Raw genomic sequence first — 20,435 nt, 5'->3', positions numbered from 1 at the left:
CGGTGAAAGTGCTGCAACTCCCGGCACTTCAGTGATCAAACGGGAGACAACCTGCCGGTGCGGCGCGGCAACGTCCTTGTCCTGCATCAACCGACATCCGGCACCAAAGTACGAGATCGCCCATGGACGATTGCCGATGGATCGTCTCGTGGTGGATGGGCGTTGATCGTCGGCCGGTGGCGCGGCGCTGGCCGGCCCGGCAATCGGCTTGGCGACGGCCTGACCGATGGTATGGTGTGCGCGGCTGTCGTTTGAATGTGCAAGGAGTTGCAGTGGCAGAAGTCGATCCCGCGGCGGGTAAGCCGGTTGCGCCGAGCGCGCTTGCCAATGTTCCAAGGCTTGTCACGGCCTATTTCGCCAACAAGCCGGACACGGCCGATCCGGCCCAGCGGGTGGCGTTCGGAACGTCGGGCCATCGCGGCACTTCGCTGAAGAATTCGTTCAACGAGGGCCATATCCTCGCCACGACGCAGGCGATCTGCGACTACCGGCGTGAGAAGGGGCTGACCGGTCCCTTGTTCATCGGCATCGACACCCACGCGCTCGCCGAGCCCGCGCTGGTCAGCGCGATCGAGGTGTTCGCCGCCAACGGCGTCGACGTCATGGTCGACCAGGCCGGCGGCTATACGCCGACGCCGGTGATCTCGCATGCGATCCTGTCCTATAATAAGGGCCGCACGTCGGGCCTCGCCGACGGCGTCGTCATCACGCCGTCGCATAATCCGCCGGAGGACGGCGGCTACAAATACAATCCGCCGCATGGCGGTCCCGCCGACACCGACGTCACCGGCGTCGTCGAGAAGCGCGCCAATGCCTTGCTCGCCGACGGGCTGAAGGGCGTCGCGCGGATGGATTACGCGAAGGCGCGTAAATCCTCCTCCGTCCACGCGTTCGATTTCGTCACGCCTTACGTCGCCGATCTCGGCAATGTCGTCGATCTCGAACTCGTCAAATCGGCCGGCGTCAATATCGGCATCGATCCGCTCGGCGGCGCTGCCGTGCACTACTGGCACCCGATCATCGAGCGCTACGGCCTGAAGGCGACGGTGGTGAACGAGGCGATCGATCCGACCTTCCGCTTCATGACGGTGGATTGGGACGGCAAGATCCGCATGGACTGCTCCTCGCCCTACGCCATGGCGAGCCTGATCCACATGAAGGACCGCTTTGACGTCGCGTTCGCCAACGACACCGATGCGGATCGCCACGGCATCGTGACGCCGACCGGTGGATTGATGAATCCCAACCACTATCTTGCGACCGCGATCGCCTATCTCTTCGCGCACCGGCCGCACTGGGGCAAGGATGCCGCGATCGGCAAGACCGTGGTCTCGAGCTCTGTGATCGATCGCGTCGCCAGGAAGCTTGGCCGCAAGCTGGTCGAGACCCCGGTCGGCTTCAAATGGTTCGTCGATGGCCTCGTCACCGGCTCGTTCGGCTTCGGCGGCGAGGAGAGTGCAGGGGCCTCGTTCCTCAAGCGCGACGGCACGGTGTGGACCACCGACAAGGACGGCATCATCCTCGGCCTGCTCGCCGCCGAAATCCTGGCCAAGACCGGACGCAACCCGAGCCAGCTCTTCGCCGACCTCACCGCCGAGCTCGGCGTGCCCCATTACGAGCGCATCGACGTCGCCGCCACCGCGGCCCAGAAGAGCGTGCTGAAGTCGGTAACCCCGGAGCAGCTCGGCCTGAAAGACCTCGCCGGCGACCCCGTCCGGGCCACCCTGAGCAAGGCCCCCGGCAACGGCCAGCCCTTCGGCGGTATCAAGGTCGAGACCGATTACGGCTGGTTCGCCGCAAGGCCCTCCGGCACCGAGGATGTATACAAGGTCTACGCCGAGAGCTTCCGCAGCACCGATCACCTGCACCGCATCCAGCAGGAGGCCCAGGCCGGGCTGAAGAAGGTGTTTGGGGCGTAAGTCGGCGGGGGGCGAGCCTCGCTCCCACCACAGCGACGGTGCGCTCCCTCTCCCGCCTGCGGGAGAGGGCTGGGGTGAGGGTGCCTCCGCGTCGGGATTGTCTGAGATTTGCGGGAGAAAATCCCCGGGTGGCGAAAGCCCTCACCCGGCGCTTCGCCATAGCCAGGGCTGCGCCTTGGCGTCTTCTCAGAACGGCCGCTGGAGGCGGGCTACGCCTCTCCCGCCAGCGGGAGAGGTCGCACCGAGCCCGCGGCTCATCTTTGCTAGCCTGTATACATAAATCTGAATGGAGGTATTAAAAAACCTCCAACAGTCAGTTTTTACCTGATATTGTATACACAACGTATTCACAAGCGCTTGGGAGAGAGACCAGTGACAAAACCCTTCCCGATGAATGCCTGGTACGCCGCCGCCTGGGACGCCGAGGTGAAGCAGGCGCTGCTGCCGAGGACGATCTGCGGCAAGCATGTGGTGATGTACCGGAAGGCCGATGGCGCCGTGACGGCGCTTGAGGACGCCTGCTGGCACCGCCTGGTGCCGCTCTCCAAGGGACGGCTGGAAGGCGACACCGTCGTCTGCGGCTATCACGGGCTGAAGTACAATGCGCAGGGGCGCTGCACCTTCATGCCCTCGCAGGAGACCATCAACCCGTCGGCCTGCGTGCGCGCCTATCCCGTGGTCGAACGTCACCGCTACATCTGGCTCTGGATGGGCGATCCCGCGCTGGCTGATCCCGCGCTCGTTCCCGACATGCATTGGAACGACGATCCGGCCTGGGCCGGCGACGGCAAGACCATCCAGGTGAAGTGCGACTATCGCCTCGTGGTCGACAACCTCATGGATCTCACGCACGAGACCTTCGTGCACGGCTCCTCGATCGGGAACGAGGCGGTGGCCGAAGCGCCGTTCGACGTCACCCATGGCGAGAAGACGGTCACGGTGACGCGCTGGATGCGCAACATCGAGCCGCCGCCGTTCTGGGCCAAGCAGCTCGGCAAGCCCGGCCTCGTCGACCGCTGGCAGATCATCCGCTTTGAAGCCCCGTGCACCGTCGCCATCGACGTCGGCGTGGCGCCGGCCGGCACCGGCGCGCCGGAAGGCGATCGCTCGCAGGGCGTCAACGGTTTCGTGCTCAACACCATCACGCCCGAAACCGAGAAGACCTGCCACTACTTCTGGGCCTTCGCCCGCAACTATCGGCTCGGCGACCAGCGCGTCACGACCGAGATCCGCGAGGGCGTCTCCGGCATCTTCCGCGAGGACGAGGAGATCCTCGAAGCGCAGCAGCGCGCGATGGACGAGAACCCCGATCGCGTCTTCTACAATCTCAATATCGATGCCGGGGCGATGTGGTCGCGGCGGCTGATCGACAAGATGGTCGCGAAGGAAAACGGGCCACAACACCTTCAGGCCGCGGAGTAGGTCATGGCCGAGCGCGAGGTCGATCGCTCCGTCTCGCAGACCGTGAAGGCTCAGCTCGCACTGCGCGACCAGATCCTCTCGGGGTCCTTGCGTGCCGGCGAGCGCATCTCCGAGCTCCAGGCGGTCGAGACCACGGGCGCATCGCGCACGCCGGTGCGCATGGCGCTGGTGCGGCTGGAGGAGGAGGGCCTCCTGGAGGCGATCCCGTCCGGCGGTTTCATGGTGAAGGCGTTCTCCGAGCGCGACATCCTCGATTCCATCGAGCTGCGCGGCACGCTGGAAGGGCTCGCCGCACGCTTCGCCGCCGAGCGCGGCGTTTCCGCGCGCGAGCTCGAGCCGCTGAAGGAGTGCCATGGCGCGATCGACGAGCTGTTGCGCCAGATGCCGATCTCGGTCGACGCCTTCTCGTCCTATGTCGCGCTCAATGCGCGCTTCCATGCATTGCTGACTGAACTGTCGCGCAGTCCACCCCTGATCCGGCAGATCGACCGCGCCTCGGCGCTGCCGTTCGCTTCGCCCAGCGGCTTCGTGATGGCGCAATCGGCCTTGCCCGAGGCGCAGCAGATTTTGATCATCGGGCAGGAGCATCATCGCATCGTGATCGACGCGATCGAGAACCGGGAAGGCGCCCGCGCCGAAGCCATCATGCGCGAGCATGCGCGGCTCGCGGTGCGCAATTTGCGGCTCGCGCTACGCAACCGGACGCATCTCGACCTGTTGCCGGCGCTCGCGCTGATCAAGTCTGCAACCGAATAGGGGAGTGCCATGCGATTCATCGAAACCTGGACTCCGGCGACGCTGGTCGAGACGCGCGACCTTTCGCCCAGCATCCGCGAGTTCCTGATTCTGCCGGATCGATTCGACGGCGCCGCCTATCCGGTCGGCAGCCACATCAACGTGGCCGTGACCATCAACGGCCAGCCGGAGACGCGGTCCTATTCGCTGGTCGGCGAGGCCGATCCCCGCGGCTTTCGGATCGCCGTCCGCCGCGCCGAGGATTCCCGCGGCGGCTCGCGCTACATGTGGTCGCTTCAGCCGGGCGCGCGGCTCGACGTCACGCTGCCCTCGTCGCTGCTCGCGGTCGACTGGAGCCGCAAGCACTATTGCCTCGTCGCCGGCGGTATCGGTATCACGCCGATCGTCGGTGCCGCGCAGGCGTTGGTCCGGCGCGACGCCGGCGTGACGCTGCACTATGCGGTGCGCTCGCGTCGGGATGCCGCCTATCTCGATCATCTCACCGCGCTGTTGGGCGACCGTCTGGTCGTCCACGCCAGCGACGAGGGAAGGCGGCTCGATCTCGACGCGCTGTTCGCCTCATTGCCGCTGGACGCGCTGGCGCTGTTCTGCGGCCCCATGCGCATGCTGGACGCCGCGCGCCATGCCTGGCTCGGTGCAGGGCGCCCGCTCTCCGATCTGCGCTATGAGACATTCGGCTCCAGCGGCTCGCTGCCGACGGAAGCGTTTCGCGTGCGCCTGAAGGGTTCGGACGTCGAGTTCGAAATCCCGCGCGAACGCTCCATGCTGGACGTGCTCAACGCCGCCGGCCACGAGGTGATGTACGATTGCAAGCGCGGCGAATGCGGTCTCTGCGCGATCGACGTCGTCGATGTCGAGGGCGAGATCGACCATCGCGACGTCTTCTTCAGCGACCATCAGAAGCAGGAGAACCAGAAGATCTGCGCCTGCGTCTCCCGCGCCCGGGGCACCATCACGGTGGACACGCTGCAACGGGCGGATGCGATCTAATCAACTTACGTAGGCTTGAAAATTCGCGCCGATATTCAACGAGCGGCTACACTGTTCAATGGCTTCTTCATATTGACGCAGGTGCAGGTGCGCAATGCAGAGAAGCCGCGCCGTGATGTTATCCTGCAAGACGGCCAGATTTGTCCGGTCGCCGTCGAACCGATCTGACCAGATGTCGCGGGCGGTCTGAAGATCGGTTAGCGTTACGTTGATCCGCACCTGGTCCCCGTTGCGTCTCACCGCGCCGTGCACGGCCCAGCGGATGCCGAGATCCGTCCCGAGCTGCTTCAGATCAATCGACTTGTTCTTGTAGGTAAAGGCAGTCTCGCGTCCAATAACGAAAGTGGCGGGCGTTCGCGCGAGATCGGTCGTCAAATCTGTCGTGATGGCATCGGCAAAGTGCTCCTGCTCTGCACCGTTGTTGAGGTTGGCAAAGGGCAACACGATGAGAGAGAGACGAGCCGCGATCGCGGGCTTGACTGTCAGTCGTTCCTGAATCTTTTGAGCTTCCTGCACGACGTCGGTACGGATCGTCTTCCAGACATTCCAATAACCGATAAGGCCGCCGGCAATTGCACCGATGGTGGCAATCGACGCCAGCGCCCCGCCGACGAGCTTCATACGACCTCTGAGGTGACCCAGCCAGTCATGGAATCGCCGTTTGCCGACTACTCTTTCAGAGAGATCTGGGACCGAAACCGCTACGCTCCCGGTCGCGCGGGCAAGCTTTGACGGTTCTGCGAGGGAGACCACCGCGGTTCCTGGGCACCGATCCTCATCGTGTATAGCGCCCACGAAACGAAAACCCTTTCGTGGAAATGTCTTGATAAGACGTTGTTGCTCGCCGGAGTCGCCGATCGCGCGTCGGACGGCGTTCAGCCGGGTCGTTAGTGCCGAGTCAGATACAATCCGACCATTCCAAACCGCGTTTATGAGATCGTCCTTGCTGACGACGCGATCCCTGCTGCGGATCAAATATTCGAGCAGATCGAGAACCTGCGGCGGCGTAGGCACAATATCGGGCCCGCGCCGCAACTCGCGCTTGTCGGTGTCCAACGCACAGTCCTCGAAGAAATAGCGCATGGCACCATTCCCCAGGCTTGCCCTCTATCCCCCGAGAGCGCGGCAGCGATCGTCCGGCGAGACTAGGCCTTCGGAAAAGAAAATGTAAGCCGAATATCAAATCCACACATATATGATCTCTTTCACACATGCGGGCGCGCTCCTCACGACGAGGACGGAGATTCGAAAACGCAAGCCTACGCCGCGTAGGTTGCCCGCTGCTTCTTCGGGTCCAGCAGTGCCAAAATCTGCTCGGCTGATGCGGGACGGCTGATCAGATAGCCCTGGACCTCGTCGCAATTGGTCTGGCGCAGACGCCTTTGGCGACCACGCCGATGTTCAAGTCCCGCGCGAGAGTGCCACCGTGACGCCGAGTTGCAGCAGCGCGTTCAGGGTCGATGACGCCGAACCGTATTTTCGACAGCAGCATGGATTCGGTGATCTCGATCTCCAGCCGGTGAGGGGCGACGTTGGCCTCGGAACCCGGCTTGCGGCCGGCGGAAGTGCGCGGTGTGATCTCGTCGGCGAGGGCCGCTCGGGTAGATGTGCCGTTCCGGTCACAGTCTGCGAAGAAAACGGTGTGCGCGGTCGTTCGCCTTATTCGATCACGTTTTGTGCGGAACATTGGTCGCGCTCGACTTTCAACTACCGCCGAGCCCCGCAGTGCAGCCTGGAGCTGGACGCCGAATTGAAGGCGAAGAGGAGATCATCGTGACGAGGGTAGCAAAGCTTCTTGCAGTAACCGCAATACCGGCATTGTTGATCGCGACGTCCGGGCCCCTGGTCGCTGGTGGCGGTGGCGGTGGCGGTGGCGGTGGCGGTGGTGGTGGAGGCGGCGGTGGTGCCGGAGCGGGAGCAGGTGGCGGGGTAGGAGCTGGCGTTGGTGGATCCGGTGGACATGGCGGCGGTGTGGGTGGGGGACATGGTGGCGTCGGCCACGGCAGTTCGGCATCGACCGCTGCTCCAGGGCACGCGATGCAATCACTGTTCTCAAGCCCGCAGTCGCATGGCGCGCATCACGGCGCATCAAGCCTTAGCCTGGGACACGCGATACAAGCGGCGTTCTCAGCGGTGTTTTCAGGCTCGCACTCCCATGGCGGGCATCACGGTTCATCAAACCATGCCGGGCATCCCGGCGCATCGGGGTTCAGCCCAGGGCATCAGATGCAAGCCGCATCCTCAAGCTCGTCCTCCGGGCATCCCGGCGCATCCGGCTTCAGCCCGGGTCACGAGATGCAAGCGGCGTCTTCAAGCGCGCCCTCCGGCCATCCCGGCGCATCCGGCTTCAGCCCGGGTCACGAGATGCAAGCGGCGTCCTCAAGCACGCCTTCCGGGCATCCCGGCGCATCGGGGTTCAGCCCAGGGCATGAGATGCAAGCCGCATCCTCAAGCGCGCCCTCCGGCCATCCCGGCGCGTCCGGCTTCAGTCCGGGACACGAGATGCAAGCGGCGTCTTCAAGCACGTCCTCCGGGCATCCCGGCGCATCGGGCTTCAGCCCAGGACACGAGATGCAAGCGGCGGCTCCGAATCCTTAAGCCGGCGAGGACCAGCAGTTCGTTCAGGAGCGAAAGCATCGTATCAACCCGCCACTCGTGGCCCGGCAAGGCGTAAAACAGCATCCGATATTCGAGCTGCGACTGGTCAGGACGACGCCATTTGGAATACATGTTGGGCATGTTGATCGCACGACGTTAATTTCTGCTGAGGGGCGAAGCCGTCGAGGACGACGAAGCGGGGCGGCTTCCGCCTTCCCCTCGGACTGACGTTTGTGAGTGCCGGCCCTACGCCGCGTAGGTCGCCCGCTGCTTCTTCGGGTCCAGCAGCGCCAAAACCTGCTCCGCCGAGGCGGGACGACTGATCAGATAGCCCTGCACCTCGTCGCAATTGGTCTGGCGCAGATATTCGAGCTGATCGGCCGTCTCGACGCCTTCGGCGACGACGCCGATGTTCAAGTCCCGCGCGAGGGCGATCACCGACTTCACGATCGCGGCGCAGTCCGGCTGCGCCAGCATGTCGCTGATGAAGGACTGATCGATCTTGATGCGGCTGAACGGCAGCTTGCGCAGATAGGTCAGCGACGAGAATCCGGTGCCGAAATCGTCCAGCGCCACCGTGACGCCGAGTTGCAGCAGCGCGTTCAGGGTCGATGACGCCGAACCGTATTTCGACAGCAGTATGGATTCGGTGATCTCGATCTCCAGCCGGCTGGGCGCGACGTTCGCGTCGGCCAGGGCCCTCACGATGGTCTGGAGAATGCCGGTGTTGTGGAATTGCGCCGCGGAGAAATTCACCGCGACCCTGATATGGTCCGGCCAGTCCTTAAGCGTCGCGCAGGCGCGCCTGATGACCCATTCGCCGATCTCGTGAATGAGGCCGGTTTCCTCGGCGATCGGAATGAACTCGCTGGGCGGCACCAATCCGCGCACCGGATGCTTCCAGCGCAGCAGAGCCTCGAAGCCGGTGATCCGGTTCTCCCTGAGACTGAGGAACGGCTGAAAGACCAGGAACAGCTCGTCCCGTGCGACCGCAAGCTCCAGATCCGATTGCAGCGCCTTGCGGTCGCGGGCCGACTTGTCGTCGGTGGCCTCGAAGAAGCAGATCGTGCCGGGGCCGGCCTTCTTGGCGCGATAGAGTGCGGCATCGGCATGCTTGAGAAGATTTAGCTGCGTATCGCCGTCCCGCGGCGCCAGCACGATGCCGACACTGGTGCCGCCGATGATCTCGCGGTCCTCGATCAGGAACGGCTCGGCGAAGGCCGTGACGAATCGCTCCGCGATCTCGAGCGCGTCTTCGGCCCGGGTGAGATTGGCCATGACCAGCGCGAACTCGTCTCCGCCGATGCGCGCGACGTGCTCGGCCGCCCGCGTGCAGCGTTGCAGGCGGCTGGCGACCTGGACCAGGAATTCGTCGCCGGCCGGATGGCCGAACTTGTCGTTGACCTCCTTGAAGCGATCGAGGTCGAGCAGCAGCACGGCGAACTCCTCGCCGGACAAGGCCAGTCGCTTCAAGGCGGCATCGAGAGTCTCATTGAACGCGAAACGATTTGGCAGGTGCGTCAGCGGATCCTGGCGGACCGACCGTTCCGCGTCGAGTTGCCGCATGATGCGTCGCATGAAGGTGAAGGAATTGACGAACACGCCGCGCAGCAGCACGGATCCGTAGACCACGACCAGGACCGCCATCAGCGGATAAGCGGGATCGCCGCCGCTGCCGAGACAGATCCCGATGCCGAGGAAGAGGGGAGTCGTGAAAGCGATGGCCGCAATCGGAATGGTGGCGAAGGCGAACGCACCACCGGCCAGCATGCCGGCGCACAGACAAGTGATGACGAGCTGACCGCCGGTGGAAGCGTTGGCGAAGAATGCGACCGGCACGATGCCCCAGGCGGAGCCGAGGATGAACGCGTTGCGCACCAGCCGGTGCATGGCGCGACGGGATACGAATTGCGGCTTCGTGATCCGGCGCGCGCTATGGGATTGCACGCCGAACAGGATCGCAGCGCCCGCGACCGCAATCGCCCATACCATGGCGAACTTCCAGTCGGGCGAATGCCAGAGCGCGATGGCAAGCACGGCGGCATTGCAGGCATTGGCCAGCATGATGCCGACGGAATAGCCGAGCACGAGAGACATCTGCTCCGCGCGGATGTGGCCGGCGACGGCGTCGTCGGTTGCGGGTCCGCCGAACGCGGCGAGGTCGCCGGCGAACAGCTTTGCCAGATAGGACGTCAGTTGGGACCGCATCGCAGAGCCTGCAGCATTGGCCGTTCATTTCGGCTCAAGGTCAGAGAATTCGCTGCAAACCTTTGACGATCTATGAATTATCGCCCGCGTCGGCATCGCTGCGGCACGATGTGCATACGGAACCGCGGGTATCGGTAATAAATCGATACAAATGCCGGCGGTCCCGGTTCCCGCGTCACCGCGCCAATTGCTTCGGATCGTAGAAGAAGCGTTCCTCGATCAGCTCATCGCCGCGCCAGGTCTGCCACGCAATCTCCTCCAGCGTGCGCGTGACGCCTTCGGCATTGGTGAAGGCAAATTTCCAGCGCGTGGCGACATTGTCTCCGGCGATCAGGCTTGGACCGAGGCGCACGGCCTTGACCTTCTTGAAGGCAGCCAGCACGCCGCGCTCCTTCGCCGCGAGCTTGTCACGGCCAACCATGGGCTCGGCCTGGTTTTCGTAGGTGGCGGCGTCGGCTGCGTAAAACCGCTCGATCGCCCCGACGAAGTCGCCGTCCTCCAGGTGCTTCGCAAATGCTTCGACAATCTCACGGCTTGGCATGGCAGCACCTCATGATTAGAAACCGACTGATGGTCGGTAAATACCGACCGTCAGTCGAAAAGTCAACTGGCCGCAGCAGCGGAATTCGACTAGTTCTACTGCGTCATACGCACTCCTTGCCTCATCCTGAGGAGCGCGGAACGCGCGTCTCGAAGGATGGCCACGGGTGAGATCCGGGCCTTCATGGTTCGAGACGCGCGTTCCGCGCTCCTCACCATGAGGGGCTTCTGACGTGGCAAGACCAAAGGCGACTAAATGGCAAAGCAGGCGGAGCGGCGGGCCGCGACCACAGAGGCGATCTTGACGGCGGCGCGCCGCCTGTTCGGGACGCAGGGCTTTGTCGCCACGACCATGGACGACATCGCCGACGGCGCCCGCGTCGCCAAGGGCGCGGTCTATCATCACTTCAAGACCAAGGAGGCGGTATTCGCCGCGGTGTTCGACCAGGTCTCGCACGACCTCGTCGCCGAGATCGACCGCGCCGTTCGTGCCGAGAAGGATGTGCTTGCCGCGATGGTTGCCGGCACGCAGCACTATTTCGCCGCGACCGCCAAGGGCCCGACCGGCCAGGTCATCCTGCGCGACGGCCCGGCCGTGCTCGGCTGGGAACGCTGGCGCGAAATCGACGCGCAGCATTTTGGCGGCAAGATGCCGCGTGCGCTTGCGGCCGCGATGGACGCGGGTCTGATCGCGCGGCAACCGATCGAGCCACTGGCGCGGCTGTTGCTGGGCGCGGTGACGGAGGCCGCGGTGGCGTGTGCCGGTCGTGCCGACATCGCCAAAGCGGGCGCCGAATATGCCCGCGCGTTCAAGTCGCTGATCGAGGCGCTGCGTCTGTGACCATGAGTGTGCTATGGACCTTCGATCCGAAACGCCTACAACAACAATAAGAACCGAAGAAGCATGACCGCCCCACTGCCATCCGCTCATTCAAACGATCCCGAATTCGACTACGTCATCGTCGGCGCCGGCTCGGCCGGCTGCGTGCTCGCCAACCGATTGTCGGCGAACGGCAGGCATTCGGTGCTGCTGCTCGAAGCCGGCCCGAAGGATTCCAACATCTGGATCCACGTGCCGCTCGGCTATGGTCGGCTGTTCAAGGAGAAGAGCGTCAACTGGATGTACCAGACCGAGCCGGAGCCCGAGCTCAACGGGCGGCAGGTGTTCCAGCCACGCGGCAAGACACTGGGCGGCTCGAGCTCGATCAACGGCCTGCTCTACGTTCGCGGCCAGCACGAGGATTACGACCGCTGGCGCCAGCTCGGCAACGCCGGCTGGGGCCATGACGACGTGCTGCCCTATTTCAAGAAGGCCGAGAACCAGGCGCGCGGCGCCGATCAGTTTCACGGCACCGGCGGACCGTTGCCGGTCTCCGACCTGATCCTCTCCGATCCCCTGTCGAAGGCCTTCATCAAGGCGGGGGTCGAGGCAGGCCTGCCCTACAATCCCGACTTCAACGGCGCCTCGCAGGAAGGCGTCGGCCTGTTCCAGACCACCACGCGCAAGGGTCGCCGTGCGTCCACCGCGGTCGCCTATCTCGGTCCCGCCAAGAGCCGCAGCAATCTGAGGATCGAAACCTTGGCGTTGGGCCAACGCATCCTGTTCGAGGGCCGCCGCGCCGTCGGCGTCGAATATCGCCAAGGTTCGGCCTTGCGCCGCGCGCGGGCGCGCAAGGAGGTGCTGGTCTCGAGCGGCGCCTACAACTCCCCGCAGCTCTTGCAGCTCTCCGGCGTCGGCCCGGCCGACCTCCTGCGCAAGCATGGCATCGAAGTCGTGCTCGACGCGCCGGGCGTTGGCCACGATCTCCAGGATCACATGCAGGTCCGCATCGTGATGCGCTGCTCGCAGCCGATCACGCTCAACGACGCCATCAACCATCCGATCCGACGCACGCTGGCTGGAATACGCTATGCACTATTCCGCCAGGGCTGGCTGACGATCGCGGCGGGCACGGCGGCCGCCTTCTTCAAGACCAGTCCGCGTCTCGCCACGCCGGACATCCAGGTGCACTTTCTGCCGTTCTCGACCGACAAGATGGGCGAGAAGCTGCACGATTTTTCCGGCTTCACCGCGTCGGTGTGCCAGCTCCGCCCCGAAAGCCGCGGCACGCTACGGATCAAGAGCGCGGACCCGACGGTGCCGCCGGAAATCCGCATCAACTACATGTCGACCGAGACCGACCGCAGCACCAACGTCGAGGGCCTGAAGATCCTGCGCAAGATATTGCATGCGCCGGCGCTCAAGCCCTTTGTGGTCGAGGAGGTCGATCCCGGCCTCAAGGTCGCGACCGATGCGGAGCTCCTGGAATTTTGCCGCCAGCGCGGCAGCACCATCTATCATCCGACCTCGACCTGCCGTATGGGCAATGACGCGCTCGCGGTGGTCGATCAGCGGCTCAAGGTGAGAGGCATCGAGGGCTTGCGCGTGGTCGACGGATCGATCATGCCTGATCTCGTGTCGGGCAATACCAATGCGCCGATCATCATGATCGCCGAAAAGGCCTCCGACATGATATTGGAGGATGCGCGGTAGGCGTGATCCGGACGCGGAGGGCCGCGCTAGCGCAAAGTGTGTAGCGGTTTTCCGAGAAGATCATGCCTAAACAAGAGAGCGCGCCAGAGGGAGCACAGGGCTTGGCTATTCGATTGCGGATCGGCACGCGCAAGAGCGCGATGGCGCTGGCACAGACGGAAGAGATCGCGCGCCGCCTGACCGCCGCCGTGCCCGACATCGACGTCGAGATCGTCAAGTTCGACACCACGGGCGACCTCGACCAGACCAGCAAGCTCCTGCCACATGGCGGCAAGGGCGGCGCCTTCGTCGCGCAGATCCGCGCTGCCGTGCTGTCGGGCGAGTTGCAGGCGGCGATGCATTCCCTGAAGGACATGCCCGGCAATGAGGATACCCCTGGCCTCGTGATCGGTGCCACGCTGTCGCGCGATCCGCCCAGCGATGCGCTGGTGCTGCGTGACGGCGTTTCGCTCGATGCGTTCAGGCAGTCGCGCGGCAAGGGTTTCAAGATCGGCACCAATGCGGTGCGGCGCGCGGCCTATGTGCGGCGGCTGTTTCCGGACGCCGAGGTGATCCACTTCCGCGGTGCCGCCGACACGCGCGTGCGCAAGCTCGATAACCGCGAGTTGCAGCGGCTGCCGGATGGCGGCGCGGTCGGTCCGGCCGATGCGCTGATCATGGCGCGTTCGGGGCTCGATCGCGTCGGTCTTGCGAGCCGCATCGCTTACGAATTCTCGGCGGCCGAGATGTTGCCCGCGGCGGGGCAGGGGATCGTCGCCGTCGAATGCGCAGCGCAGGACTGGCAGACACGGCGTATTCTCTCATTGATCGATGATCCAGCCGCGCATGCCTGCGCGGATGCCGAGCGCGAGGTGCTGTGGGTCCTCAACGGCCACTGCAATTCGCCGGTGGCGGGGTTCTCGACGATTGATGGTGATCAGATGTCGCTCACCGCATCGGTGCTCGATCTCTCCGGCGACACCATCATCGAAGCTTCGCGCGCTGGTCCCGCAAACCGTCCGCGCGAGCTCGGCCGCGCCGTCGGGCTCGACCTGCTGACCAGGGGCGCGGCCGAGATCATCGAGCGCAGCCGGCCGCGGTAAGCCCCCGCGAAACGGTCAGCGCGAGCGTAGGATCGCGCTCCTGTTTTGCCTGACGTGTCAGATGTCCTGGGCGCGGCCTGAGCGTCCAGCCGGCGGGGCCGTTCTACTTTGCATGGGGTTGTTTTCGAGCTTTTTGTAAGGCACGCCCCCGCCGCAGCCGGGAGGCAACGCATGGAACTTCGATACGTCAGCCGCGCACGCGCTTCAGCATCTGTTCGACATGGGCGATCGGCGTCTCCGGCTGGATGCCGTGGCCCAGATTGAAGATCAGCCGTCCCTTCGCGAAATTCGCCAGCACCTCGTCGACGGCCCGGTTCAGGGCATCGCCGCCGGTGATCAGCACCAGCGGATCGAGGTTGCCCTGGACGGCGACGCGTGACTGCACGCGCTCGCGGATGAAGGCCGGCTCCGCCGTCCAGTCGATGCTGACCGCGTTGACGCCCGTTGCTTCCACATAGCCCGGCAGCAGCGCGCCGGCGCCGCGGGGAAAGCCGATGATCTTCGCATCCGGTGCCTTCGCGCGCACGCCCTCGACGATGCGCCGCGTCGGCTCGACCGACCAGCGCGCGAATTCGGCCGGCGGCAGCACACCTGCCCAGGTATCGAAGATCTGGAGCGCATCAGCGCCGGCGGCGAGTTGCCCAAGCAGATAATCGACGGAGTTTCCGACCAGCGTATCGATGATCTCTGCGAATGCCTCCGGATGCCGATAGGCCATCATCCGCGCCGGTGCCTGGTCCGGCGTGCCCTGGCCCGCAACCATGTAGGTCGCGACCGTCCACGGCGCGCCGCAGAAGCCGATCAGCGCGGTGTTCGGATCGAGCGCGCGGCGCACGATGCGCAGCGCCTCGAACACCGGCTCGAGCTTGCCGAAGTCGGCGCGCGCCGACAGCGTGCGGACCTTGTCTGGATCATCCAGGGGCTCCAGCCGGGGACCCTCGCCGATCTCGAAGCGCACGGAACGGCCGAGCGCGTAGGGGATCACCAGGATGTCCGAGAAGATGATCGCCGCATCGAAGCCGAAGCGGCGGATCGGTTGCAGCGTCACCTCGGCAGCGAGCTCCGGCGTGAAGCAGAGATCGAGGAAGCCGCCGGCCTTGGCGCGCAGCTCGCGATATTCGGGCAAATAGCGGCCCGCCTGCCGCATCATCCAGACCGGCGGAACGGTCTGCCGTTGGCCGGAGAGGACGTCGATGAAAGGCTTTGCGGAGGGCGGCACGAATGATCCCTGGGACATGTTGCGGTTCCTGATACACCGCCGCTCCCGCCGGGCCAAGCGGAACAGAGGAACCCCGCGGCGGGCGGCGACGTTGACCGGCCAATGGAGGAACTCATGGCTGAGAAATTCAACCCCGCGCCGCACGACAAGCACGCCGACGATCTGCGCGAGGCGCTCGCCGCCGATCGCGAGACCCATGCCAGGCTCGATGCCGGCCTGGTCGATACGTTCCCGGCGTCCGATCCCGTCAGCGCCACGCAGCCGACGCCATCGAAGGCCGATGCGGAGGCGGACAGCCCCTCGCTGTGGGACAAGGTTAAGGCGATCTTCAGCTAAGGCCTCGTGCGGGCCGATCCCCCCTCGACGCGCTAACCCGCCGTTAGCGATCAGATGATCGCGAGCACCGTAGGACTACGTAAATCGGCGCAGTTTGAGGCGAATCGCGCTGCGCTTTTCAGGTTTCGATAACAGAAGCAGCGGATTTTCCGGGCATCGGAGAATCCTGTTCGCATGAACGTCATGAGCTATAGAGCCGGCTTGAGCCGCCTGCCGTTGCGGGCGGCGGCGTTCGTCGTGCTCACCTGCACGGCGATCCTCGGCATCAGCGGCTGGCGTGAATGGAGCTCGCGCGACGCGTTGTTGCGCGGCACCGAGACGGAAATGGCGAACCTCGCGCGATCGCTGACCCAGCACGCCGAGGACAGCCTCGATCTGCTCGATTCCGGTGTCGTCGGCGTCGTCAGTCGCCTGGAAATGGACGGCACGGACCCCTCCACCATCGCCAAGCTTCGCAATCTCCTCGAAATCCGCAAGAAGGCGATCGAGCGCATTCACAGTCTCGCCATCATCGACGACAAGGGCAACTGGCTGACAGCGGCCGGCGCCGTCACCTCGACGCTCAGCGACGACGAGTTTTTCAGGCATCACCAGTTCTCGCCGAAGCGGGAGGCCTATGTCGGCCGTCCGATCAAGAGCCTGGTCGATGGCGAGTGGGTGGTCACGCTGTCGCGTCGCTTCAACAAGCTCGACGGCAGCTTTGGCGGCGTGGTGCTCGCAACGATCGGTGCGAACTATCTGTCGCATTTCTACCAGCAGTTCCCGATCGGGCGGAACAGCTCCATCACGCTGGTGCATGGCGACGGTATCATCATCGCGCGCGACCCAAGCAATGACAAGTTCGTCGGACGCAGCGTGGCCGACGGGCCGCTGTTTCGTGAATCGAAGCTGCAGCCGAGCGGGGCCTATCAGTTCACGTCGATGCTCGATGGCATCGAACGCGTCAGCTTCTACAAGCGCAGCGCTCGCTTCCCGCTCCTCTTGATCGCGACCGTTGATCGCCAGGAATTGCTGGCGCCCTGGCGGGCGGCGGCCATTTCGCGCATGCTGTATGTGCTCGCGCTGGTGATGCTGATCGCGATCATCGGCGCGGTGCTGGTGCGGCAATTGCTGCGCGGCCAGCGCATGGCGGCGGCGCTGGCGGCAAGTGAATCCAATTTCCGCCTGATCGCGGAAGGATCGAGCGATATGGTGACCCGGATCGGTATCGACGATCGCGTCCGGTACGCCTCGCCATCGTCCAGACGCGTCGTCGGCTGGCGGCCCAACCAGCTGGTTGGGCACTCGGCGCTCGCCGGAATCAACCCCGCCGATCTGCCGGCCGCTCAAGCGATCATCGACCAGCTGAAGCGGGGCGAGATCGACGAAGCGCGCACCGTTTATCGCACCCGTCATAGCGAGAAGGGCGACATCTGGATCGAATCGACCTTGCGCGCGACGCGCAGAGCCGATGGCAGCATCGACGGTGCGGTTGCCGTCACGCGCGACGTGACGGTGCAGAAAGAGCTGGAAGAGCGCCTGGAGGCGCTGGCGACCGAGGACAGCCTCACCGGGCTCGCCAACCGCCGTCGCTTCGACGAGCGGCTGGACGAGGAATGGGCGAGGGCCTATCGCGACCGCTCGAGCCTTGGTCTGTTGATGATCGATGTCGATCACTTCAAGGCCTACAACGACATATATGGGCATCCCGCGGGCGATGCGTGCCTGCGCACCGTGGCGAAGATCATCGCTGCGGAGGTCCAGCGCGTCAGCGACCTCGCCGCGCGCTACGGCGGCGAGGAGTTTTCCGTGCTGCTGCCGAACATCGATGCCGCCGACTGCGCCCGAATCGGCGAGCGGATCCGCCAGGCGATCCGTGCCGCGGGGCTCGTCCATAGCTCCAACGAATCCGCCGGCTGCGTCACCGCCTCGGTCGGCGGTGCGACCTGCCGCCCGTGGCTGGAGCGAACCGGTGGGCCGGGAACGCTCGTCGAGGCCGCCGATCGCGCGCTCTATGGCGCCAAGCAGGACGGGCGCGACCGGCTGGTGATGTCGGTCGAGGTCTCCAATCTGCTGCCGTTGGCTTCAGGGCAGTAAGAGGCTAGTGCCTCAATAGTGCGGCGGGCGCTCGTTGGCGGCTCCGGGCGCGTTGGCTTCGGCCTCCTGAAGACGCTCGTTCAGAGCTGCGATCTGCCGCGTCAACGCATCGATCTGCTTCCACTGTGCGGTGATGGTCTGGTTGAGCTGCTCGATGGTGTCGTCCTGATAGGCGATCTTCGCTTCGAGCGTGTCGATGCGTTCGCCGAGCGTCTTGATCTCATTCATCGGGGGAGGCGTCCTTCTGCCGCTCGCGCAAGCCATGGCCGAGCGCCACGCGCTCGTCGAACACGAAGCACTCGCCGCGCCAGCGGCTTTGCTCCTCCGGCACATGCTCGAGATATCTGAGGATTCCGCCCTTGAGGTGATAGACCTCGGCGAAGCCGCGCGCGAGCAGATGCGCGCTCGCCTTCTCGCAGCGGATGCCGCCGGTGCAGAACATCGCGATCCTGCGATGCTTTGCCGGATCGAGCTGTTGCGCGGCAAAGTCCTTGAACTCGCCAAAACTCCTGATGCCGGGATCGACGGCGCCTTCGAACGTGCCCATCGCCACCTCGAAGGCGTTGCGGGTGTCGAGCACCAGCGTATCGGGCTCGGCGATCAGCGCATTCCATTGTGCGGCATCGACGTAGGTGCCGACTTGCCGCGTCGGATCGGCGGCGGCGTCACCGAGCGTGACGATCTCCTTTTTCAGCCGCACTTTGAGCCGGCCAAACGGCATCGCCTCGCTGGTCGAGAATTTCAGCTCCAGATCGTCGAGCCGACCGCCGAACATGTCGCCCTGTGCTAGCTCATAGGCGAAGGCATCGATCGCCTCCGTAGAGCCTGCAACCGTGCCGTTGATGCCTTCCTGTGCCAGCAGCACGCTGCCCTTGATGCCGAGGCCGGCGCAGAACGCGCGCAGCGGCTCACGCAGCTCGCGGTAATCTGCGAGCCGCGCGAACTGGTAGAAAGCGGCGACTTTGTAAATCATGACGGCTCGTTTAGCAGGCGGCAGCCGCCCAGAAAACCCGCAACCCGCGAGTCCATTCGCGCAGCGGATGGCTGCCATTTCCGTGGTATGCCAGCATTGCCCCGCGGGGTCCGAATGTGTCATGTAGACCCGGATTTTCGAGAGGGCGCGACGTATGCGCGTCCGCGGCAAGAGAGCAGAACAGGCGATGAGAAGCTTCCATTTCCCCGGCAGGTCCACGGTCCACGCCCAGAACGCGATGGTGGCGACCTCGCACCCGCTGGCCGCGCTCGCGGCGGTCGAGGTGCTGCGCGAAGGCGGCACGGCGGCGGACGCGGCGGTCGCGGGCAGTTTGCTGCTCGGGGTGATCGAGCCGCAATCGACCGGCATCGGCGGTGACTGCTTTGCGCTGATGCAGCCGCGCGGCGAGGGCAAGATTACCGCCTATAACGGCTCGGGCCGGGCGCCGAAGGCCGCCCAAGTCGAGTGGTATCTCGAGCGCAAGATCAATTCCGTGCCGCTGACCTCGGCGCACGCGGTCTCGATCCCCGGCGCGGTCGACGCCTTTGCGACCGTGCTGCGCGACCACGGCAAGTTCGGCTTCGACCGCCTGGCGCAGCCGGCGATCAAGGCGGCGGAGGAGGGCTACGTCGTCGCCCCCCGCATCGCCTTCGACTGGAAGAACCAGTTCGAGAAGCTGAAGAACGGCACCAACACCGAGCGCTATCTGCTGCCGCACGGCAAGCCGGCGGTGGCCGGCGACGTCATCCGACAGCCCGAGCTCGGCAAGACGCTGCGCGCGATCGCCAAGGACGGCCGTGACGCCTTCTACAAGGGCGGAATCGCTGAGGACATGGTTGAGACGCTGCGCGGAATTGGTGGTCTGCACACGCTCGACGATTTCGCTGGTCATACGACCGAGGTGACCACGCCGATAGGCACGACCTACAAGGACTACGACGTCTGGCAGTGCCCGCCCAACGGGCCCGGTATCACCATGCTGGTCATGCTGAACATCCTGTCCCGGTTCGACCTGACGAAGTTCGCGCCGCTCAGCGTCGAGCGCTTCCATATCGAGGCGGAAGCCGCGCGCATCGCCTACATGATCCGCGAGATGCATGTCGCCGATCCCGCCCACATGAAGATCGACGTCGCAAAGATCCTCGCCAAGGAATTCGCCGACGAGTACATCGCAAAAATCCGCATGGACGGGCTGCTCGACCTGCCGAACGTCGCGCCGCCGATGAACCCCTCGACCATTTACATCACCGTGGTCGACAAGGATCGCAACGTCTGCTCCTTCATCAACTCGATCGCGCATTCCTTCGGCTCGGCGATCGTGTCGAACAAGACCGGCGTGCTGCTGCAAAACCGCGCCGGCGGCTTCCGCATCCAGCCGGGTCACCCCAATTGCATCGCCGGCGGCAAGCGCCCGCTGCATACGATCATTCCGGCGCTGCTCACCAAGGCGGGCCGCGCGATCATGCCGTTCGGCGTGATGGGCGGGCAGTATCAGCCGGTCGGCCAGACGCATGTCCTCACCAACATCCTCGACTATGGCTGCGACGTGCAGGAGGCGATCGATATGCCACGCGGCCTGCATTACGAGGGCGTCTATCAGCTCGAGGATAGCGTGCCGGCCGCGGTCGTCGACGGCCTGAAGAAGCTCGGCCACAAGACCACGAGCCTCGTCGGCCCGCTCGGCGGCGGCCAGGCGATCTGGATCGACTGGGACAAGGGGACGCTGACCGGCGGCTCCGATCCGCGCAAGGACGGCTGCGCGCTCGGCTATTGAGCGAGGCGG

General features: G+C 64.8%; 16 protein-coding genes and 1 pseudogene. 10 read left to right on the top strand and 7 right to left on the bottom strand.

Annotated elements, in window-relative coordinates; all coding sequences use genetic code 11:
- The first annotated feature begins 272 nt into the window (after nucleotides 1–272).
- The 4 genes from pgm to NLM33_RS17430 all read left to right on the top strand — a co-directional run bounded on the left by pgm (nucleotide 273) and on the right by NLM33_RS17430 (nucleotide 5,087).
- Entirely contained in the window at nucleotides 273–1,919 is a 1,647-nt protein-coding gene (gene pgm / locus NLM33_RS17445) for a phosphoglucomutase (alpha-D-glucose-1,6-bisphosphate-dependent) (RefSeq protein WP_254097315.1), read from the top strand.
- Between the two features lie 372 nt (nucleotides 1,920–2,291).
- Nucleotides 2,292–3,341: an aromatic ring-hydroxylating dioxygenase subunit alpha gene (locus NLM33_RS17440; protein ID WP_254097314.1), complete on the top strand. Its 1,050-nt coding sequence runs from the start codon at nucleotides 2,292–2,294 to the stop codon at nucleotides 3,339–3,341.
- A 3-nt stretch (nucleotides 3,342–3,344) separates the two neighbouring features.
- Nucleotides 3,345–4,097 carry a GntR family transcriptional regulator gene (locus tag NLM33_RS17435; RefSeq protein WP_254097313.1) on the top strand — a complete coding sequence of 251 codons (753 nt, stop codon included), beginning with the start codon at nucleotides 3,345–3,347 and terminating at the stop codon, nucleotides 4,095–4,097.
- A gap of 9 nt (nucleotides 4,098–4,106) precedes the next feature.
- On the top strand, nucleotides 4,107–5,087 hold the full coding sequence (locus tag NLM33_RS17430; RefSeq protein ID WP_254097312.1) for a PDR/VanB family oxidoreductase: 981 nt from the start codon (nucleotides 4,107–4,109) through the stop codon (nucleotides 5,085–5,087).
- On the opposite strand, the gene NLM33_RS17425 is transcribed toward NLM33_RS17430, so the two are convergent.
- The 4 genes and pseudogenes from NLM33_RS17425 to NLM33_RS17410 all read right to left on the bottom strand — a co-directional run bounded on the left by NLM33_RS17425 (nucleotide 5,088) and on the right by NLM33_RS17410 (nucleotide 10,434).
- Entirely contained in the window at nucleotides 5,088–6,170 is a 1,083-nt protein-coding gene (locus tag NLM33_RS17425; protein WP_254097311.1) for a winged helix-turn-helix domain-containing protein, read from the bottom strand. It abuts the gene before it with no gap.
- Nucleotides 6,171–6,346: 176 nt separating this feature from the next.
- Nucleotides 6,347–6,630 (bottom strand): annotated as a pseudogene (locus NLM33_RS49665) (GGDEF-domain containing protein); the annotation flags it as partial.
- Nucleotides 6,631–7,931: 1,301 nt separating this feature from the next.
- Entirely contained in the window at nucleotides 7,932–9,893 is a 1,962-nt protein-coding gene (locus tag NLM33_RS17415) for a bifunctional diguanylate cyclase/phosphodiesterase (protein ID WP_254097309.1), read from the bottom strand.
- Between the two features lie 175 nt (nucleotides 9,894–10,068).
- Entirely contained in the window at nucleotides 10,069–10,434 is a 366-nt protein-coding gene (locus tag NLM33_RS17410; protein WP_254097308.1) for a nuclear transport factor 2 family protein, read from the bottom strand.
- A gap of 255 nt (nucleotides 10,435–10,689) precedes the next feature.
- On the opposite strand from NLM33_RS17410, the gene NLM33_RS17405 reads away from it, so the two are divergent.
- From NLM33_RS17405 to hemC, 3 genes are all read left to right on the top strand, one after another.
- Nucleotides 10,690–11,274, top strand: coding sequence for a TetR/AcrR family transcriptional regulator (locus NLM33_RS17405; protein ID WP_254097307.1), 585 nt, complete (start codon nucleotides 10,690–10,692; stop codon nucleotides 11,272–11,274).
- A gap of 63 nt (nucleotides 11,275–11,337) precedes the next feature.
- Complete coding sequence (locus NLM33_RS17400) at nucleotides 11,338–12,966, top strand: GMC family oxidoreductase (RefSeq protein WP_254097305.1); 1,629 nt, start codon at nucleotides 11,338–11,340, stop codon at nucleotides 12,964–12,966.
- Nucleotides 12,967–13,067: 101 nt separating this feature from the next.
- Entirely contained in the window at nucleotides 13,068–14,048 is a 981-nt protein-coding gene (hemC, locus tag NLM33_RS17395; protein ID WP_254097303.1) for a hydroxymethylbilane synthase, read from the top strand.
- 187 nt (nucleotides 14,049–14,235) lie between these two features.
- Here the strand turns inward: hemC and hemE are convergent, their stop codons facing one another.
- Entirely contained in the window at nucleotides 14,236–15,267 is a 1,032-nt protein-coding gene (gene hemE / locus NLM33_RS17390) for a uroporphyrinogen decarboxylase (protein WP_254105821.1), read from the bottom strand.
- Nucleotides 15,268–15,381: 114 nt separating this feature from the next.
- Between hemE and NLM33_RS17385 the strand changes: the two genes are divergently transcribed.
- Nucleotides 15,382–15,603: a hypothetical protein gene (locus NLM33_RS17385; protein ID WP_254097301.1), complete on the top strand. Its 222-nt coding sequence runs from the start codon at nucleotides 15,382–15,384 to the stop codon at nucleotides 15,601–15,603.
- A gap of 174 nt (nucleotides 15,604–15,777) precedes the next feature.
- Nucleotides 15,778–17,679 (top strand): diguanylate cyclase, encoded by a 1,902-nt coding sequence (locus NLM33_RS17380; protein WP_254097299.1) that lies wholly within the window; start codon nucleotides 15,778–15,780, stop codon nucleotides 17,677–17,679.
- 12 nt (nucleotides 17,680–17,691) lie between these two features.
- Here NLM33_RS17380 and NLM33_RS17375 read toward each other — a convergent pair whose 3' ends face one another.
- Both NLM33_RS17375 and NLM33_RS17370 read right to left on the bottom strand, forming a co-directional pair.
- Entirely contained in the window at nucleotides 17,692–17,907 is a 216-nt protein-coding gene (locus tag NLM33_RS17375; RefSeq protein WP_254097297.1) for a SlyX family protein, read from the bottom strand.
- The gene (locus NLM33_RS17370; protein WP_254097296.1) at nucleotides 17,900–18,652 is read right to left on the bottom strand and encodes a rhodanese-related sulfurtransferase; all 753 of its coding nucleotides are present in this window, start codon (nucleotides 18,650–18,652) and stop codon (nucleotides 17,900–17,902) included. The genes NLM33_RS17375 and NLM33_RS17370 overlap by 8 nt, the downstream gene beginning before the upstream one ends.
- A gap of 187 nt (nucleotides 18,653–18,839) precedes the next feature.
- Between NLM33_RS17370 and ggt the strand changes: the two genes are divergently transcribed.
- The gene (gene ggt, locus NLM33_RS17365; RefSeq protein ID WP_254097294.1) at nucleotides 18,840–20,426 is read left to right on the top strand and encodes a gamma-glutamyltransferase; all 1,587 of its coding nucleotides are present in this window, start codon (nucleotides 18,840–18,842) and stop codon (nucleotides 20,424–20,426) included.
- Nucleotides 20,427–20,435: the final 9 nt, after the last annotated feature.

It is taken from the genome of Bradyrhizobium sp. CCGUVB1N3 (genome assembly GCF_024199925.1).
GTDB lineage: Bacteria > Pseudomonadota > Alphaproteobacteria > Rhizobiales > Xanthobacteraceae > Bradyrhizobium.
The sequence above is the reverse complement of the archived record's forward strand: the minus strand, read 5'-3'. Positions and strand labels throughout refer to the sequence as shown.

What these genes read in the sequence shown, in the direction of transcription:
- NLM33_RS17435 (WP_254097313.1), top strand. Translation starts at nt 3,345, where the DNA reads ATGGCCGAGCGCGAGGTCGATCGCTCCGTCTCGCAGACCGTGAAGGCT.
- NLM33_RS17430 (WP_254097312.1), top strand. Translation starts at nt 4,107, where the DNA reads ATGCGATTCATCGAAACCTGGACTCCGGCGACGCTGGTCGAGACGCGC.
- NLM33_RS17425 (WP_254097311.1), bottom strand. Translation starts at nt 6,170, where the DNA reads ATGCGCTATTTCTTCGAGGACTGTGCGTTGGACACCGACAAGCGCGAG.
- NLM33_RS17415 (WP_254097309.1), bottom strand. Translation starts at nt 9,893, where the DNA reads ATGCGGTCCCAACTGACGTCCTATCTGGCAAAGCTGTTCGCCGGCGAC.
- NLM33_RS17410 (WP_254097308.1), bottom strand. Translation starts at nt 10,434, where the DNA reads ATGCCAAGCCGTGAGATTGTCGAAGCATTTGCGAAGCACCTGGAGGAC.
- NLM33_RS17405 (WP_254097307.1), top strand. Translation starts at nt 10,690, where the DNA reads ATGGCAAAGCAGGCGGAGCGGCGGGCCGCGACCACAGAGGCGATCTTG.
- NLM33_RS17400 (WP_254097305.1), top strand. Translation starts at nt 11,338, where the DNA reads ATGACCGCCCCACTGCCATCCGCTCATTCAAACGATCCCGAATTCGAC.
- NLM33_RS17385 (WP_254097301.1), top strand. Translation starts at nt 15,382, where the DNA reads ATGGCTGAGAAATTCAACCCCGCGCCGCACGACAAGCACGCCGACGAT.
- NLM33_RS17380 (WP_254097299.1), top strand. Translation starts at nt 15,778, where the DNA reads ATGAACGTCATGAGCTATAGAGCCGGCTTGAGCCGCCTGCCGTTGCGG.
- NLM33_RS17375 (WP_254097297.1), bottom strand. Translation starts at nt 17,907, where the DNA reads ATGAATGAGATCAAGACGCTCGGCGAACGCATCGACACGCTCGAAGCG.
- NLM33_RS17370 (WP_254097296.1), bottom strand. Translation starts at nt 18,652, where the DNA reads ATGATTTACAAAGTCGCCGCTTTCTACCAGTTCGCGCGGCTCGCAGAT.
- ggt (WP_254097294.1), top strand. Translation starts at nt 18,840, where the DNA reads ATGAGAAGCTTCCATTTCCCCGGCAGGTCCACGGTCCACGCCCAGAAC.